Origin of the sequence: Herbaspirillum sp. CAH-3, assembly GCF_009668275.1 — a bacterium.
GTDB lineage: Bacteria > Pseudomonadota > Gammaproteobacteria > Burkholderiales > Burkholderiaceae_D > Herbaspirillum > Herbaspirillum aquaticum.
The window spans coordinates 60,802-77,015 of record NZ_VSWE01000015.1; the positions used below are offsets into that span (position 1 = coordinate 60,802).

Below are 16,214 nucleotides of genomic sequence, written 5' to 3' on the forward strand. Positions count from 1 at the left end.
GTCATCCGCGTTTTGGTGGCAGTTCGCAGCCGTCCGGGCCACAGCAGGGCTTTGCTGGCGAGATGAAATCCCAAATCGATACCCCGACCATGAAGGCCAGGCCGATATACAGCAGCCAACCGCTCCGCCAGCCGTAAGCCCGCATCAAAAACACCGCTGCCAGCACCAGGACAGGGCCGATCACGCCGGGCGCAGTCCGTCGCCACTGCCGATGATTGCGCCAACTGATCGCATTGGCAAATAGCGCGATGCCGGCGAACGTCGGCAGCAGGATGCGAATGAACAGCCCTTCGTACTGACTCAGGAAGCCCAGCCCGATCGCTGCGCCCAGGCTGGCGATGGCGGGAAAGCAGGTGGCGCAGCCCATCGCAGAAACGACGCTGCCGAGGGAACCGGCCTTGTCGGTCACTCGTGTGATTAAGGACATCGCAGTGCCTCCTCGCGGCTCAACGCTTAACTGAGGACGGATAGCCCGCGTCTCCGGTGGCCTTGGTCAGTTTCTGCACGCTGGTCTTGGCATCATCGAACGTGACAACCGCTTCACGTGTCTCGAAGGTCACGTCAACTTTGCTGACGCCTTCGACCTTGGAAATCGCCTTCTTGACGGTAATCGGGCAGGCGGCGCAGGTCATGCCCGGCACCGACAGGGTAACGGTTTGCACGGCGGCCCAGGCGGGAACGATGGCGGCAGCAAGCAACAGGGAGGCAAACAGTTTTTTCATGACGAACTCCTGTGATTAATAGAAAAATGGCATGACGTAGGGAAATCCGAGCGCGACCAATACCAACGCGGCGACGCCCCAAAAGATGAACTTGTAAGTAGTTCGCACTTGGGGAATCGCGCAGACCTCACCCGGTTTGCAGGCTTGCGCCGGGCGGTAGATGCGCCGCCAGGCGAAGAACAGCGCCACCAACGCTGCGCCGATGAAGATCGGGCGATAGGGTTCCAGCACCGTCAAGTTGCCGATCCAAGCGCCGCTGAACCCCAGGGCGATCAGCACCAGCGGCCCCAGGCAGCAGGCCGAGGCAAGAATGGCGGCTAGCCCTCCAGTGAAGAGCGCCCCGCGCCCGTTTTGAGGTTCAGACATACGCTTGTCCTTTCAAAGCTGAATTGAATAGCTTAAGCTTACTTCCGTAGTCAGGTACAGAGTCAAGCCATATGCGAAACAATTTTTCGTCCTGCGTGCACGGCAGCGAAAACGCACCCCGCCATCCTTCGCGCATCGGGCACAGATGGCCGTTCGCATGCCTCGTCATGTGGAATAGTGGCCAAGCAGCCTCCTCTGGAACGCGAAAAAGGCATTGCCCACGGCAGCCGCTTGTGGCAAAGAAAAGGTGAGTGCGCCTGGGGAAGTCGTGCAATGCCGGCAGACAAAATTGATATTGGCGCATAAGCTGTTGCAGCATGCTTGTCCTTCTCCCGCACCGGATTCCCAGACGACGCGTGCGGCCTCCGGATTCTGATGTTCCTTCTCGACACTGCCGTTCGCCGCCAGCGAGCAGGCGAGGTGGCAGCGGCAAACCACGCACCGAGCTATGATGCGCGCGGCGTGCCGCACCATGCGTGGAATCGCGAGCGCATCGATCGCGCACATGGCATGGACACTCTTGCCGGCGAAATGAACGTGGATTTCAGTCTGGCGAGCGCTGAAGGGATAGCAGCCGATGCCTTGCTCGCCGATGACGATGGCATCCATCGCGCACAGCGCGTCGAGCACCGCCTGCGACCCAATCCCCGCTGCGGGCGGTGCTGCTTCGCGTATCCAATGACCGAGAATCCTGGCATAGGTCGACTGCAGCGTGGGATGCGCGTCTTCGATCCGTGCCTGCAACGGAAACTCGTCCGCCAGCTTCTGCTGCGCACGCGTCACCGCCGCTTTGAGTTCCAGTCGCGATTCGGTCGATATATTCATATTCATGGTTCCTCGACTTAGAAAAGAGCAATGGCAAACGTATTCCAAATGGCTTAAGCTTATTTCCGTAGTCATGTACGGAGTCAAACGATATGGAAAACAATTTGGAGAATCTGACTATCGGCGTATTCGCCAAGGCGGCCGGGGTCAATGTGGAAACCATCCGGTTCTACCAACGCAAGGGCTTGCTGCCTGAGCCGGAGAAGCCCTATGGCGGCATCCGCCGTTACGGTGACGCCGATGTGGCGCGCGTGCGGTTCGTGAAATCAGCCCAGCGGCTGGGCTTCAGTCTGGATGAAATCGCCGAACTGCTGCGGCTGGAGGATGGCACCCATTGCGAGGAAGCCAGCAGTCTGGCCGAGCACAAGCTCAAGGACGTGCGCGAGAAAATGGCTGACCTGGCGCGCATGGAGGCCGTGCTGTCTGAGTTGGTGTGCGCATGCCATGCGCGGGCAGGAAATGTTTCCTGCCCGTTGATTGCGTCACTGCAAGACGGAACGAACCTCGCAGTGTCGGTGGAGGGTGGTCACGGGGTGACTACGCCTTAGCGTGCTTTATTTTCCGAATTCTGAAACGACCCCATTTGACGGTGCTCGGCAACCTGCGCTACGTACGGGTTCTGGCGCGGGATGTTAGCCTCGCGCAAGAGCATCCCGAGCGCACCAGTATCCTCAATCTTTTGCGCGGACGCGTGGACGAAGTTGCCGACGATGATCATCCAGGCTCGGCATTGGTCCGTATTCAGGTCGGGAGCAGCGCGCTGATCGCCCGCGTAACGAAGCGGTCAGCAGCGGCGCTTGGCATAGCGGTGGGACAAGAAGTATGGGTACAGGTGAAGTCAGTCGCGGTGATGGAATGAGCGTATTGACAAAATAATTACAAAGGCGCAATGTTTTGCGTTACTTCATTCACCCAGCGCAGCGCCAACAGATTGTGATATTGAGATGAGTAGCGTCCATGAAACGGCCTATCCACGCTTAAAGCTTGAGTTCACCGAACAAGAACTCATCGCCATCTATACCCCGACGCCGGCGGAGCTGAAATACGTCGCCTCGCAGTACCGTCAAATATCGCAGCAGGCGTATCTCCTCATTCAACTCAAGCTGTTGCAGCGCCTCGGCTACTTCGTGGCGTTGGCCAGCGTTCCAGCCGTCGTGATCGAGCATATCTGCAGCCGCGCCCAGTTACGCATTCCCGCCCAAGCCGCATTGACCCGGTACGATCAATCGGGCACCCGTTATCGGCATCATGTGCGCCTGCGCGAATACGTCGGGATTCGTGTGTTGGACAAGGCAGCGGAGAAATGGCTGCAGGAACAGGCTTTACAAGCCGCGCAAACCAAGCAGGAACTGCCTGACATCATCAACGTCCTGATCGAGGAACTGATTCAGCGCCGATATGAGCTGCCTGGATTTACTCATCTGTTTCGTCTGGCGCGCAGCTCGCGCGCAACCATCAATGACCGCATCTATAAGGCCATTGCCGGCGCGCTGCCGGAGGCGGTCATTGCGCGACTCGGCCGGCTCTTGGAAACCGGACCTGGCCGCAGCGTCTGGGATAGCTTGAAACGCGAGCCAAAGCAGCCGAATGTACGAGAGGTGACAGACTTCCTGCAGCATATCGACGCCATGATCGGCCTGGCCGAGAATTTGCCGGACACCGAGCATATCGCTGCCACCAAGCGTGAACAGCTGGTCCTTGAAGCCAGGGCGCTGGACTTGGCTGAAATGCGTGCGCTGAAGCCCTTGAAACGCTACACGCTGGCGGTCCTGCTGATTCAAACGCAGTTGCAAAAGGCAATGGATGATGTCGCCGAGATTTTTATCAAGACCATTCGCAATCTGCACAACGTGGCCGAAGAGCGGTTGCGCCAGTACCATCTTCAGCAGGCAGAACAAGTCGAACGGTTGATCGGGCAGTTTCGCGAAGTGCTGACCGTTTTTAGCGAGGACGGCACGAACGATCAGCGGGTTGCCCGCGTGGAAAAGTCGCTCGACGGCGATCTGGAAAGCTGGATCACCGAGTGCGACGAACACATGGCCTATGCCGGGAATAACTATTATCCGTTCATGCTCGCCGGGTATGCCGGAAAACGCAGCCTGCTATTCAAATGCCTGGAGGCGTTGACGCTGCGATCGAGCTCGCAAGATGACAGCCTCCTGCGTACGGTGACATTGGTGCAGAAATACCGGTCGAGCCACCGCGAGCACTTGTCGATCGCCGAGACCGGGCTCGACACGCTTGCCCTGGACTGGATGCCGGACAAATGGCGCAATCTGGTATTGGGCAAGCGCCAGAGCACGGCGCCGACTCACTTTCACCGAAAATATTTCGAGCTGACGGTGTTTTCTGAGGTGATGGATGAGTTGAAGTCCGGGGATTTGTATGTCGAGCATAGCGGCGACTACGATGATTATCGCAATCACTTGGTGAGCTGGGAAGAATACGAGCAGGAGGTGCAGGGATACGGCGAACTGGTCGGCTTGCCGGTAGAGGCGGAAGCATTCGTGTCCGAATTGCGCGACCGGCTACGCACGCAGGCCAGGGAAGTGGACAAGCGCTTCCCGGAAAACGGTCACGTTGATATCGATGACACGGGCATCGTGATCCGGCGTGCCGAGCGCCAAAAACCGCCGGCGGAGCTCGAAGCAGTGGACGAGGCGATCAGGTCTCAATTGACTGACGCCAGCATCCTGGACGTGCTCACCGAAACGGAAAAATGGCTCGATTTGCATAAGCTGTTTGGTCCGCTTTCCGGCTTCGAATCGAAGGTCGATGACCCGCGCAAGCGCTTCATCACCACATTGTTCTGTTACGGTTGCAATCTGGGACCGACCCAAACCGCGCGCTCGGTTAAAGGATTGAGCCGCAAACAGGTAGCATGGCTGAACTTGAAGCATGTCACCGAGCAGCGCCTGGACAAAGCAATTGTGAAGGTTATCAATGCGTATAATCGCTTTGCCTTGCCAAGATATTGGGGTACGGGCAAGAGCGCGTCGGCCGACGGCACCAAGTGGAATATGTATGAGCAGAATCTGCTATCGGAGTACCACATCCGGTATGGCGGCTACGGCGGTATTGGCTACTACCATGTGTCGGACAAATACATCGCGTTGTTCAGCCATTTCATTCCGTGCGGGGTGTATGAAGCGGTCTACATCCTGGACGGCCTGATCAACAACCAGTCCGATATTCAGCCTGATACGCTGCATGGCGATACACAGGCGCAAAGCACGCCGGTGTTCGGCCTGGCGCATCTATTGGGCATCAATTTGATGCCGCGGATTCGGAACATCAAAGACCTGGTGTTTTACCGGGCGGACCGGGCCGACCAGTACGAGCATATCGGCAGCTTGTTCCGTGGAACGATTGACTGGGCGCTGATAGGACGACACCTGAAAGACATGCTGCGTGTCGTCATCTCGATCAAGGCCGGCAAGATCGCGCCGTCGACCATTTTGCGGCGACTGGGAACGGCCAGCCGCAAAAACAAGCTGTACTACGCATTCCGGGAGCTGGGCAGGGTCATACGGACACAGTTTTTGCTGAAATATATCAATGATGCCGAGCTCAGGAAAACCATCAATGCGGCGACGGTCAAAAGCGAAGAGTTCAATGACTTCGTGAAATGGCTATTTTTTGGAGGGGACGGCATCATTTCCGAAAACATCCGTCACGAGCAGCGCAAGGTGGTCAAATACAATCATTTGGTCGCCAACATGGTCATTCTTCATAATGTTCATGGCATGTCCCGGATCTTGAAAGAGCTGCAAGCGAAGGGATACGTGCTGACGGAGGAAATACTGCGGGGCACGGCACCGTATCGCCGAGAACATATCAACCGGTTCGGCGAATATCCTTTGGATCTGGATCGTGAGGTCGAGCCGATCAACTACAAAATCGATTTCGCCATATAAATCATTGGTTTAAGTTATATTTGGCGAAAAAAACCGGAATCCCGGCCGACCCTCAAACCCATCCTTTTTCAACTTCTGATACGCCATTCTTGCTGCATGTTCGCCAGGCCTGTATCCAAGCCGAGGTACATACGGGTCGTTATCCCCAAAGATAATGACCGTATCGAACTTTTCTCGAGGTATGTCTGCGATGGCCAGATTGCCGGCATTGAGCATCGACCAAACAGACATCTCATAGCGATATGCTGTTGCTATTCCCCATCCATTTTCAGCACCCTCGCAAATGCCGAGGACTCTGCTTGTTGGATGTTCGAAGAGACGTACTGCTGCCCCTCGCAATTTCCTCTTGCCCGACATCTGCATCTTCGGTTCCTCCACCAGGGCTTTGCGACCGTCCTTGGTTAAGTACGTACGATGCAGCGTGACTGGATCACCTTTTCCATCAACCACCTTCAATACCATTGCAGGGTGTAGACCAGTCATGCGGTACTTGTCGTCATCTCCAACCTCCCAGTACTCGAGTGATGGGTGGTATCGGACGTACTTGGACAGTTTAGTGAGGTCGCACCCGAGAACGCGGTGCCCCATGTAGAGGGATACTGGATCGTCTTGCATAAGGCTCAATCGCTTCGTACCGCGAATAACCTTCCGCAGCTTGGCACAATTTCGAGCTGACTCCTCTGGAGTCAACTCAACATCGACCTTCTGATACTCACGGAGGGCACCGAGGCCCTCAGATAGTCCAAACAGCTTCTTCAGCTGTTTGTAAATATCAGCGTCAGTCTGATTAGTTACTTGCTTGATCAAGGTGAATCCGTTTCCTCCACGGCACTGGTTGCAGAACCAATCTCCGCAGCGTGTCCGGTTTGTGAATCGGAACCGTTTTGTTCCCCCACAAATCGGGCATGGACCTTCCCGTAGTTTCAAAAGATTTTTGTCGATACCGAAGCTAGCGCACGCGCTAACCCAGTCAATTTCAGTGAATTTCATCTCGCCTCCGTGCCAGTGACTGGCGTTAGAAAAAAGGCAAAGACACTCATGAAATATGAGGCTTTCTTGAGGCACCACGTGAGCCTCAAGAAAGCCCTTGCGGGCTTTCTGTAAAATGTTTTAAGGCTTAAAACTCGATTGAGTTTTGATAGTCCATCAGGCTTGCAGAGATCAGAAAGGGGATATCTTCAGAATCGTCAAAGCTCGGTGCATGCTGGCGTGGCGACTGTCGTGCCGACGGTCCACCACCTCCACCACCTTGACTCTGACGTGGTGCCGGCAAGCCATAGCCTCCGCTATCATCATCCGATTGATGTCCGCCGGTGCCTTGACGGTTGCCAAGCATTTGCATGCTTTCGGCAATGATTTCGGTGGTGTATCGTTCCACACCTTCTTTATCTTGCCACTTGCGTGTTTGAAGACGTCCTTCGATGTAGATCTGGGAGCCTTTCTTCAAATACTGGCCGGCAATTTCGGCCAGCTTTCGATAGAAGCTGATGCGATGCCACTCGGTCAGCTCCTTTTTTTCTCCGGTGTTCTTATCCTTCCAGCTTTCAGTAGTTGCTACTGCGATGTTTGTCACGGCGTCCCCGTTTGGCATATACCGTGTTTCAGGATCACGGCCGAGATTTCCGACAATGATGACTTTGTTGACTGATGCCATTTGCTTCCCTAATGAGTATTTGGTTAATGAATTTCGATCGCGTATTCGTTTCGACGCCGCTTCTCTTTCTTGCCGTTGCCAAGGTCGAACCAAAAGTGCTGCTTACCCAAAGGAGTAATACTGACCTCTTGGCCAACGGATAGCTTATGCAGCTCGACAAGATCGGATAGCTGTTCGCCGATGAACTCTTTCAAGAATTTTCCGGCGGATGTTTCTAAGGACATGGCGTAGGTCTGATAGTCCTGATTCTTCTCGTGGTCGTGCTTCTTGACCACGCCGAAACGCTGAATGAAGCCATGATATGTACGGTGTACATTTGAGGTCTTCGTGACTCCGGCCGGCGATGGGGATTTGTTGAGATCCTTTAGTTCACGGGACTCCTCTTCTGGCTCTCCTTTCACTGGGCTCGTTTGGATCTGACGGGGCATTTGTTGTCTGGCCGTTGGCACCGTTGGTGCTGGCGCACCGACAAATCCCTTTCTGGTAACCCAAACAACGGCGTTGTCCAGGTTGTAGGCCAGGCCTTCTTGAGCGGCGATATCGCGCGTAAAGATCAGTTCCTTCTCGAATCCATCACGTCGAGCGACGATTCGGATCTGCTGCAGCTTCACGTACTGATAGAGGCTGAGCTTGGTACCGCCGCGGATAACACTCTGTGTGCGATCGGCGCAGGTGAAGACTGGATTTGCAGTAACGAGTGGACCACTTGCTGCCAGTACTACTCGCTCCGTCTCAACTTTTTCAACCTTCGGAGGGCGTTTGAAGATGGCCGTTGCCGATTGGGTGACGATCTTGGCAGCGGTGCCTATGATGAGAAAGGGTTCGGCGATGATGCGTGCCGCTACGTCTTCTCGGTTAGTAAGGTTGGTGGACTTGGAATCGCTCATGAGTTCTCCTGAAGATGCCGCGTTGCGACAATAGAAAGGAGTGAGCTTGAGAAAGCTTTCATGTGATACACCACATGAAAACTTGGGGGAAATGAGAATGCCGAGATTTCGACGGCTTGATTCTACGAGGAAATTCGAAAAATGGAAAGGCCGAAGCCTTCCCATTTTCATTTACAGCGCAGCAACATTGATGATGTGATCGGCTTCCGCCGTCAACTCTGGTGTTTGAGTGATGAAGAATTCCCTTTCATAGTTACCGCTGTCCATTACGGCGCGCTTCATTTTCATGAATTGGCGCTTTCGTTCTGGGTCGAGCGGTCCATCAGCTTCGTCTGAAAATAGTGTTTGCGGATTGCCACCTTTCGAGATGTCGTTGTAAAGGGAGATACCACGGGCTAGGCATTCGTTCACCCAGACCTTCTCCCCCCCGGACATGAGGAACAATGACTTCTCTTCGCCACGGTGATTGTCCATGACGCGGACGTCGAAGGTTTCACGCATGGTGCCGGCATTGGTCTCTTTCTGAGTTTCCAGTCGGACATTGAATCGTCCACCGTAGCATTCATCCAGCAACCGATTGCACAACGAGGAGATCTCAGGGCCAGCATCATCGATCGTTAGAGCGACAAGGCCATTGTTGCCAAAGCCCTTTGCAATCCTGTTCCACTTGGCTATTTCTTCTGTCAGCTGGAACGCACGAGACTTTGCGTATTCCAGGGCTTGCAGAGAGACTTTTAAGGTCTCAATAGCGGCCATAGCTTCGATCTTTTGATTACGAAGAGCGAGAACTGCGGCTTTTGCTTCCTCAAGGATCCGTATTGCCGCATCGACGTACGACTTTGCTTGCCCGATTTCAGCATCAGTGATGGGTTTTGACATTGTTGCTAGTCTTTGCTGCAAAGGCTTTATGTCAGCCTCGCAGCGCTCCCTGATTCCACTGATAGCACTCATCTCGGTCTCGATGAAAGTTTCTCCATCTTGAACCAACTTTGCCAAGTCCAGCTTGAGCTTTTGCAGTGCCGCCTCCAGTTCGGATTTGGACTCCATCAGCCTCGGCAAACGTGCTTTCGCATCGCCTAGAAGCTCCTGTTTTGATGCCAAGTCAACCAAGTCGCGCAGTTCTGTTTCCAGTGAGCGCTTCTTGCTTTCAAAGGCTTCAATCTCAGTTTCAAGTTGATCGAGCTCTCTGATACGAGTGTCGCAGGCAAGGACCTGATCGCGGATTAGCCGATATTTCTCACGCATTTTCGCGATTTCCTCTTCTTTGGCAGGAAGCGAATCATGCGCTGCCATTGCGTTAGCGAGGAGCTTGCAGTTACTTTGCATCGGTTGGCCCTGGCAAGGGACCTCCGTAATCAAAATAGCTCGTGCCTTTACGGATTGCAGCTCGGAACGGGTTGATTCCCCGACCGTGGCCAACTCACTTTCTTTCGCCTTTAGCTCTGCATACTGCCGGCGAGCTGGTTTCAAGATCGTCACCTGGGCCCGAGCTTTGTCCAAGCTAGTAGTGACTAGTTGAATTTCTGCCCGGATCTCGTTCGACCGCTGAACTGCATGGGTAATCGCAGGTTCCTGCTCAACGAGTTTTTGTAGTTGTTTGATTTCGCTGGATTCGCGCTGGTGAACTGCGCTCTTCTCAGTGATATCGTTTTGCATGCGCTGACGGTCTACCAGCACTCGGGCGTGATTCGCTTGCCCTTGCTGCTTGACTACGGATATTTGTTCTTCGGCCGACGACTGGAACTTTGTAATCGACTGATTCAGAAGCCGTGCTTCTTGTGCTTCAGAGGCCTGGGCTTCACGACGCCCTTCAATCAAAATAAGGTCGCGCTTTCTTCCATCAACCTCCGATTGTCGAGTTGCTTCCAACGTAACAGCAGCTTGGATCTTCTCATCAGCAGCCGCGAGCTCCTTCTCCTTTGCCGCCACCAGATCATCGATCACGGCGGCTTTGGCGACCTCGCTTTGTACCTCCTCAAGGTTCAGATGGAGCATCTTTACAACCGCGGTAGCTTTCATCGCCAGCTCCTCGTAGTTGCCCAGGTTGAGAATTGACGACATGAGGGACTTAATCTCCGATGGACCATACGCCGAAAGCGGCTTTCGGTTCTGTGCGGAGAAGTTTGACGTGAAGAAGCACTCGGGTGGGCCGATGATTTCCTCAACGCTAAGGTCATACGACGCTGTGCGGCCGTCCGAACTCGTTCCATCTTTGAGTCGGTATGGCTGCCACTGACCACTTGCATCCAGGTACATCAAGTACGCTTCGGTACGTTGCGTTTTTCCTGTGGACTTGAATACCAGAGACGACTTGTAGGTCATTCCTCTGGCCATCCATACCAGCTCCTTCTGTGCGAGGGAGCCTGATACATGATCCCAGTACGAAAAACCACCAGGACCAAGCGTGGTCGAGTGTGACGGCATCACCCGGAATGGGTGCATGTTGTCCAAGATCGTTGTCTTGCCGGCGCCGTTAGGCCCGTCAAGTGCGATCAACCTGGCGTGTTTAGGGATTTGTGTGAAGTCGATCTCAATGCTGTTCTTACCACGACCAGACTTGATACCGTTGAAGCCTTCCAGCTTCAGTTTGAGAGGTTGCATTTAGGGCTCCTTTCCGCGATGCGGATTTGAAAAGGAGTTGCCTACGCGGCTTTCCGCTGCGTCAACAGAGGGAAGCGGGAGTTTGGGGAGGGAAATGCCGCGAATGCGACGTTGCTAAGGATACCTCAAGTCGATCTCATCTTGAGACTTTCTATTGGCCACGGACCTGTTCGCTGTGGCCAATAGAAAATCCCCGAAGGAATTTTCTGGTACATCAGTACCGTTGCTTGTACGGCTTCCCATCGGGCCATCGGGTAGCCCAATGATCCAGATAGACTTTTGCGACATTCGGTGCGTTTGAAATTACCATGGCAGTTTCTCCATTACGGGTAGCTGCCCCCTGAGTAAAGTTATAGCTGCCCAGCTCAACTGTACGGCCGTCTACGACGAATGTTTTCTCATGCTGAATTTGATACTTGTCGATCGTCCTGACTTCCACACCGGCTTCAACCAGAGTTGAAACTGCTGCGTTACCAGGTTGGCTTCGCTTCCGCCCTTCTTCTTCCAGTGTCTTTGCGTCGACGAGCAACTTGACGTCTACTCCTCGCTTATGTGCGGCTAGCAGTGCCTTCACGACCTTGGGTGATGTGAATGCATAAGCCATCATGCGTATTTGCTTGCGAGCGGAGTCGATCGTCTTTAGCACCAGTGCTTCAGCGGATCCCTCCGGAGAGAAACCAACTTCGACGATTGCTTCCGGTGGCAGCTTCAGCGTCTCGATCGAGGCACTTCGCGCAGAATATCGCTCAGATGTTTCCAAGAGAGATTTGAGGATGCCGTTGGCAAAGGTTGCCGTCGACATCGTCGCCATCAGCAGGCCAATGGCCACGATTTTTTTCATTTAAAGCCCTTCCGCTTGATTGTTTGTCTGATTGGCGTACACGGACCGCTGCTGCGACCCGATGTACCCCGGATTGAATGCGTTACCGAAGTCATCCGTTATGCGGTTAGCAGAAGGATTAACCCGTGAACACATCTGGTATGAAAGACGGTCGTTGCTGTAATGCTGCTCGACGCGCCACTCTCGTTGCATCACTACGATTTCCTTTCAGAAAAGTTGGAATGAATCCTGTTTTGCTTCTTGGACAGACTCCTGTTCGTGAGGCGGTGGATCCGGCTCAATTTTGGTCACCAGCTTGTTCTGCAGGCCAGCTAAGAACTTCCGCACAATTTCATCCGGCGCCAGCTGCTGTGCCATTTCGACACGTGCTGCGAGTCCGTCAGTCGGGGTATTGGTGAGTTCGGCCCAGCGCTCGAGCCTTTTCACCATCGAAACCTCAATTGAGATGCCGGCACTCCGCTTTTCACGTTCAATGGGCAGAATTTTTCCTTCTATGACTACTTCGGCTGCTCCTTTCAGAATTTCCTTGATTGCTTTGCGATCGACGGTCTTAGCAAACTCCTCATCCACTTGGTACCGGACTCGGACAAATGCGCCAACACAATCTCCTGCCGCTTGAGCCAGTTCCTGAAGGTCGGGGACACCAAAGAATTCCAGGTCGACCATTCGCCGGGACGGCGTATGGATTGTCTGATATTCAGGTATTCCAGGTAGAAGGTTCCAGAACAGATAGCTTGTTTCACCCAGCTGGCCATAGTGGAAGCGGCCAATTGATCCAGGGTACGCGATGAGTTGCCTGCGCCCTTCGAACGATCGTTCCCATGATTGCGTCAAATGGATGTGACCGATCATCACAGCGTCAGCGCCGGCGGCAAAAAGCGCGCCGGTAGTGAACTCATGATCAAGTCCAGCCATTGGTACGCCATTCTCGTTTCGCGAGCTGTCGACCGTTCCGTGTGTCACCAAGGTAGTCGGTATGCCGCGCTTATAGAAATAGCCATTTGCCTTAGCAAATCCTGCAAGCAGATTAGCAAGATAATTTCCCATCTCTTCAGCTGCAGCTGCAGGGCCGACCAAAGCAGCCAGATCAGCCTTACTCACGGTCGGCACGCAAGTGACTACCAGGTCATAGTCCGCGGCCCAATCTTCTTCCGAACGGATCGGAACCCACCGATTTGCTTGCAACCCGACCATGCCGATCTTGTCGGCTACGTAGATCGGATACTTGGCTCCAATGAGCTGCAGGACGTGCAGCATTCCAGCGGGTTCATGGGAGAACGTGCCTTGCAAGAGCAGGACCAGGCAGTGTTTGCTGAGACGCTGAACCTGGTTGCCTAGCGCGAGGAACGCCGGGGAGTGCGCCTGCAATTGATGATCTGTTGCATCACCAGATACGACGGCGACTTCGCATTTGCTCTTGATGGCATGATCAACTGCGAAACTAAAGCAGCGATCAGCTTCAACCAGGTTATCGGGCGAATAGTGAAGGTCAGAAAAGTGAGCGATTTTCATTGGGCGCCCTTGCTACTTGGGAGGCCCAAAGATTGCGACATGAGATTGCCGGTGACTTGGCCAACTTCATGCTCAGACAGATCCGGAAAGCTTGATTTCACTTTCAGGGTCGTGTTGTCCCATTTGCTCATGAGCTCAGCGAGGAGCCGCGGGAGATCAGTCATGATGATTCCTTTTGAAATTTGAGTGATTGATGAATTTGTTACTTGGTGGGAGCGTCTTCACCGATCGGTAGGTATGCGCAGGCGAAACCTACTGCGACCAGGTAGAGCAGGACGAAGATGGAAGTTGCGGGGTACATACGGTTCCTTTCCGCGGAGCGGGGTAAAAACCGTGGCGATGGAGCTTCCCTAGGCGAACCTGGGGAAGCCCGTGAGGGCTTCGTTGTAGGGTTAGTGAAGTTGCCAATCGCTCAAATCCACATACTCAAGCAGCTGTTGCTGTTTTTTCTGTGCAAATTTGTAGTTGACAAGTTTTGCCAGGGTCCGGAGAACCAGAATCATGGCCTGGCGCCGCACCTTTGCTACGCCACGGCGAATCACTTCTGCGTCTTGGTTTGCTTCTTCGCATGCCCAAACGAATGGGAAGTGAATCTTGTTGGGGCAAAGTTCGAAGATCCAGACAATCGCCCAAAACAGATTTACGTGCTTGGGTTCCTCTGGATTCAGGTCACCGACCATTGTTTCGAACTTAGGATCGGAGCAGTCATATAGCGCTACTTCGATCATTTTCATGGTGACCTTTTCTTTGTTCAGCCAGCGAAGCCGGATGGCTTCGCGGTGTTTTGGATCATCGCTTGCAGCCAGCGCTTCATCTTCTTCAGAGAGTGCGAACTCCGGCCCGAAGTTAAATTGACGCTGGACGTGTGGGGCCTTAATTGGAGGTTCTATCGGAACCTTCCTCCCCTTTCCTTTCTTTGTAGTTTGCTTTCGCACGTCTTTCTCCAGTCAGTCCCGCAGAGCGGTAAAAAAACCGGAAGTCGTGAGACTGTGATGTACTGGGCACATCGCAATCGAATAGAAATTGCTTTGGAGTGAACCTTGGGTAGACTAGCTCTAAGAATTGAAAGGAACCGATGACTGCTAAATTGGATGAAATGCCAGACGCTGAGTACAGCAACTGGATTCGGGACGTGATGAACGGTGCAACTGATGGCGCCGGCATGGTCAGTGAGGAAGTTCTTATTCGACTATTGTCGAGTGCCATTAGGGCTGACGATCCAAGGATTCGTGCGGAGCTATTCGTTGACCTGGCAAACAAGGCTTTGGCCATGGCAGACAAGACCCTGGGTTGCCAGGATCTTGTCACCACGACATTTACGCTGCGGCATTAATTCGCCAGAGTGACTTTCGCCATGCTCTTGGCGACGCTGATATTGCGCCATACGCGTTCGTTTTCGACACAAGGTTCATCTTCCAGAACCTTCATTTCCTCAAGAACTTTCGAGGCGAGCTTTGGATTTTGAGCTGACTCAAAGATATCGCGCCAAAAATCCACTTCCCAGACCGGGTATCGCGAGTAGGGCTGGACTTCTTTAGGATTACGAAGGATTGCTTTGTGGGCGGAACGGGTTGCTTTGTTGAGGATTTTCATGATGGCTCCAAGTAGTTTCCGCGTAGCGGTAAGTAATTGGGCCGTGCGCTGCACTTTCCTGTTGTCTGGGGAAAGTGAGTAGAAGTCGGTAGGTAGGTGTTTCTGGCATGCCGCGAATGCGACAAGCAAAATTTACCCGACCTACCGCTGTTTGTCTACAGTTGTGATCATTTCTACACGGCATCTTCAGCAAACTTCTTAGCGGCGTCCAAATACATTTCAGTAGCTCGTCGCTCTCTATGACCCAGCTTTTCTCCCACTTTTCCTATGTCATTCGTGCTGGCCAGCTGCTGTGCTGCATAGGTATTTCTTAACGTTCGCCCGCCAGAATGGGCGGTATTGATACCCGCTAAGTCCAGGGTTTTTGTTATCAGGCGATAGATTGTCGGTTTTGACAGTTCGTCTGCAGTATCTATCGTCCCGGGAAATACGAGGTCACTTGGCAGATCCATCCGACCTAGCTCCCTTAGCCAGGTCTCAATTTCCGGCACTGCAAATTGCTCAATTACAGCGGTGTGTTTCATACCGGTGCCGGTGCCATCCCATATTTCTAGATCTATCTCGATCTTCCCGTCGACGCGTTTGGGCTTCATTGACCGTAGTTTCAACGAAGCTGCTTCTGAAACCTTTAATCCAGCACCGATCAAGACGGCAATCAGAGCCCTATTCCGCCTCGTCTCCCAGCCACGCTGCCTCTTATTCTTTGAGTTTTCATTCCATGCCGGCGCCGCAGGTAAGGACTCCATCAGCCGTTGGATATCATCAACTTTGAGGATGACCTTTGCCTTTTCTTTTCCCCGGCGGAATGGTTCTTCTCGGCCAACGGCTAGATTCTTAGCCGGATTTGAATCGACATTCAAGTGTTCATAGGCACGCTCGAGGAGCCGTACATAGACCATCCGAATCTTGCTCGTAAGACGCGTTTTGCCATTCTCGTCACGAAGGTCCAGGAACTCCTTAATTTCTTCTTGAGTAACGCTTGTGAAGGACCTGTTCCGGGTCTCAATCCAAGTCATGAATCTTTCGAACATCGAGATATAGACGGCTGCAGATGACTCCCTGATGGTATCCGCGCCGTTTTTACCCCGTTTTCCTGCTTGGACGAACTCGATTGAACCCACATACGCGCGGAACGCTTCGCGTGGGTTCTCATCCCAATCTCGACGGGTCGCAAATAAGTCTACAGGTTTGAATTCGCCCATACTTACCAATATGCAATAGATGAAATTAACGTCCGCTTATTATAAAAATAATTCTTATCACAGAACACCGCAACCTAAATTTTACCCTCCCCTC

The 16,214-nt window shown here is 53.4% G+C and carries 18 protein-coding genes and 1 pseudogene; 4 read left to right on the forward strand and 15 right to left on the reverse strand.

The annotated features are described in order from the left end of the window. Position 1: 1 nt before the first annotated feature. The 4 genes from merC to FYB76_RS19610 all read right to left on the reverse strand — a co-directional run bounded on the left by merC (position 2) and on the right by FYB76_RS19610 (position 1,913). Positions 2-427 carry an organomercurial transporter MerC gene (merC, locus tag FYB76_RS19595; RefSeq protein ID WP_035884597.1) on the reverse strand — a complete coding sequence of 142 codons (426 nt, stop codon included), beginning with the start codon at positions 425-427 and terminating at the stop codon, positions 2-4. Positions 428-446: 19 nt separating this feature from the next. Then, the gene (gene merP, locus FYB76_RS19600; RefSeq protein ID WP_032489136.1) at positions 447-722 is read right to left on the reverse strand and encodes a mercury resistance system periplasmic binding protein MerP; all 276 of its coding nucleotides are present in this window, start codon (positions 720-722) and stop codon (positions 447-449) included. Positions 723-737: 15 nt separating this feature from the next. Further along, positions 738-1,088, reverse strand: a complete 351-nt coding sequence (locus FYB76_RS19605; protein WP_032489135.1) for a mercuric transport protein MerT — start codon at positions 1,086-1,088, stop codon at positions 738-740. A 165-nt stretch (positions 1,089-1,253) separates the two neighbouring features. Beyond that, a complete protein-coding gene (locus tag FYB76_RS19610) occupies positions 1,254-1,913 on the reverse strand; it encodes an organomercurial lyase MerB (protein ID WP_032489134.1) in 660 nt (219 codons plus the stop codon). 92 nt (positions 1,914-2,005) lie between these two features. Between FYB76_RS19610 and merR the strand changes: the two genes are divergently transcribed. The 3 genes from merR to FYB76_RS19625 all read left to right on the forward strand — a co-directional run bounded on the left by merR (position 2,006) and on the right by FYB76_RS19625 (position 5,830). After that, entirely contained in the window at positions 2,006-2,461 is a 456-nt protein-coding gene (merR, locus tag FYB76_RS19615; RefSeq protein ID WP_154134755.1) for an Hg(II)-responsive transcriptional regulator, read from the forward strand. Between the two features lie 41 nt (positions 2,462-2,502). Further along, positions 2,503-2,772, forward strand: a complete 270-nt coding sequence (locus FYB76_RS19620; RefSeq protein ID WP_284079339.1) for a TOBE domain-containing protein — start codon at positions 2,503-2,505, stop codon at positions 2,770-2,772. 85 nt (positions 2,773-2,857) lie between these two features. Beyond that, positions 2,858-5,830, forward strand: a complete 2,973-nt coding sequence (locus FYB76_RS19625) for a Tn3 family transposase (RefSeq protein WP_154134756.1) — start codon at positions 2,858-2,860, stop codon at positions 5,828-5,830. A 9-nt stretch (positions 5,831-5,839) separates the two neighbouring features. On the opposite strand, the gene FYB76_RS19630 is transcribed toward FYB76_RS19625, so the two are convergent. The 9 genes and pseudogenes from FYB76_RS19630 to FYB76_RS19665 form a co-directional block, all read right to left on the reverse strand. Continuing rightward, positions 5,840-6,637 carry a toprim domain-containing protein gene (locus FYB76_RS19630; RefSeq protein WP_229297036.1) on the reverse strand — a complete coding sequence of 266 codons (798 nt, stop codon included), beginning with the start codon at positions 6,635-6,637 and terminating at the stop codon, positions 5,840-5,842. Positions 6,638-6,652: 15 nt separating this feature from the next. After that, a pseudogene (locus tag FYB76_RS27120) lies at positions 6,653-6,820 on the reverse strand (primase-helicase zinc-binding domain-containing protein); the annotation flags it as partial. A 127-nt stretch (positions 6,821-6,947) separates the two neighbouring features. Beyond that, the gene (ssb, locus tag FYB76_RS19635) at positions 6,948-7,484 is read right to left on the reverse strand and encodes a single-stranded DNA-binding protein (protein ID WP_154134758.1); all 537 of its coding nucleotides are present in this window, start codon (positions 7,482-7,484) and stop codon (positions 6,948-6,950) included. A gap of 23 nt (positions 7,485-7,507) precedes the next feature. Next, the gene (locus FYB76_RS19640) at positions 7,508-8,371 is read right to left on the reverse strand and encodes a hypothetical protein (RefSeq protein WP_077238446.1); all 864 of its coding nucleotides are present in this window, start codon (positions 8,369-8,371) and stop codon (positions 7,508-7,510) included. 171 nt (positions 8,372-8,542) lie between these two features. Next, positions 8,543-10,972: an AAA family ATPase gene (locus FYB76_RS19645; RefSeq protein ID WP_154134759.1), complete on the reverse strand. Its 2,430-nt coding sequence runs from the start codon at positions 10,970-10,972 to the stop codon at positions 8,543-8,545. A gap of 214 nt (positions 10,973-11,186) precedes the next feature. Beyond that, entirely contained in the window at positions 11,187-11,813 is a 627-nt protein-coding gene (locus FYB76_RS19650) for a phospholipase D family protein (RefSeq protein ID WP_217349635.1), read from the reverse strand. Positions 11,814-12,020: 207 nt separating this feature from the next. Beyond that, positions 12,021-13,325, reverse strand: a complete 1,305-nt coding sequence (locus tag FYB76_RS19655; RefSeq protein WP_154134760.1) for a hypothetical protein — start codon at positions 13,323-13,325, stop codon at positions 12,021-12,023. Beyond that, positions 13,322-13,489 (reverse strand): hypothetical protein, encoded by a 168-nt coding sequence (locus FYB76_RS19660; RefSeq protein WP_154134761.1) that lies wholly within the window; start codon positions 13,487-13,489, stop codon positions 13,322-13,324. Before FYB76_RS19660 ends, FYB76_RS19655 begins: the two co-directional genes overlap by 4 nt. Before the next feature lie 228 nt (positions 13,490-13,717). Further along, positions 13,718-14,260, reverse strand: coding sequence for a hypothetical protein (locus FYB76_RS19665; RefSeq protein ID WP_154134762.1), 543 nt, complete (start codon positions 14,258-14,260; stop codon positions 13,718-13,720). Between the two features lie 140 nt (positions 14,261-14,400). Here FYB76_RS19665 and FYB76_RS19670 point away from each other — a divergent pair, with 140 nt between their 5' ends. Beyond that, a complete protein-coding gene (locus FYB76_RS19670) occupies positions 14,401-14,658 on the forward strand; it encodes a hypothetical protein (RefSeq protein ID WP_077238442.1) in 258 nt (85 codons plus the stop codon). Here the strand turns inward: FYB76_RS19670 and FYB76_RS19675 are convergent. Both FYB76_RS19675 and FYB76_RS19680 read right to left on the reverse strand, forming a co-directional pair. Continuing rightward, the gene (locus tag FYB76_RS19675) at positions 14,655-14,918 is read right to left on the reverse strand and encodes a hypothetical protein (RefSeq protein WP_077238441.1); all 264 of its coding nucleotides are present in this window, start codon (positions 14,916-14,918) and stop codon (positions 14,655-14,657) included. The genes FYB76_RS19670 and FYB76_RS19675 overlap by 4 nt on opposite strands. 173 nt (positions 14,919-15,091) lie before the next feature. Further along, complete coding sequence (locus tag FYB76_RS19680; RefSeq protein ID WP_154134763.1) at positions 15,092-16,120, reverse strand: tyrosine-type recombinase/integrase; 1,029 nt, start codon at positions 16,118-16,120, stop codon at positions 15,092-15,094. Between the last annotated feature and the right edge of the window lie 94 nt (positions 16,121-16,214).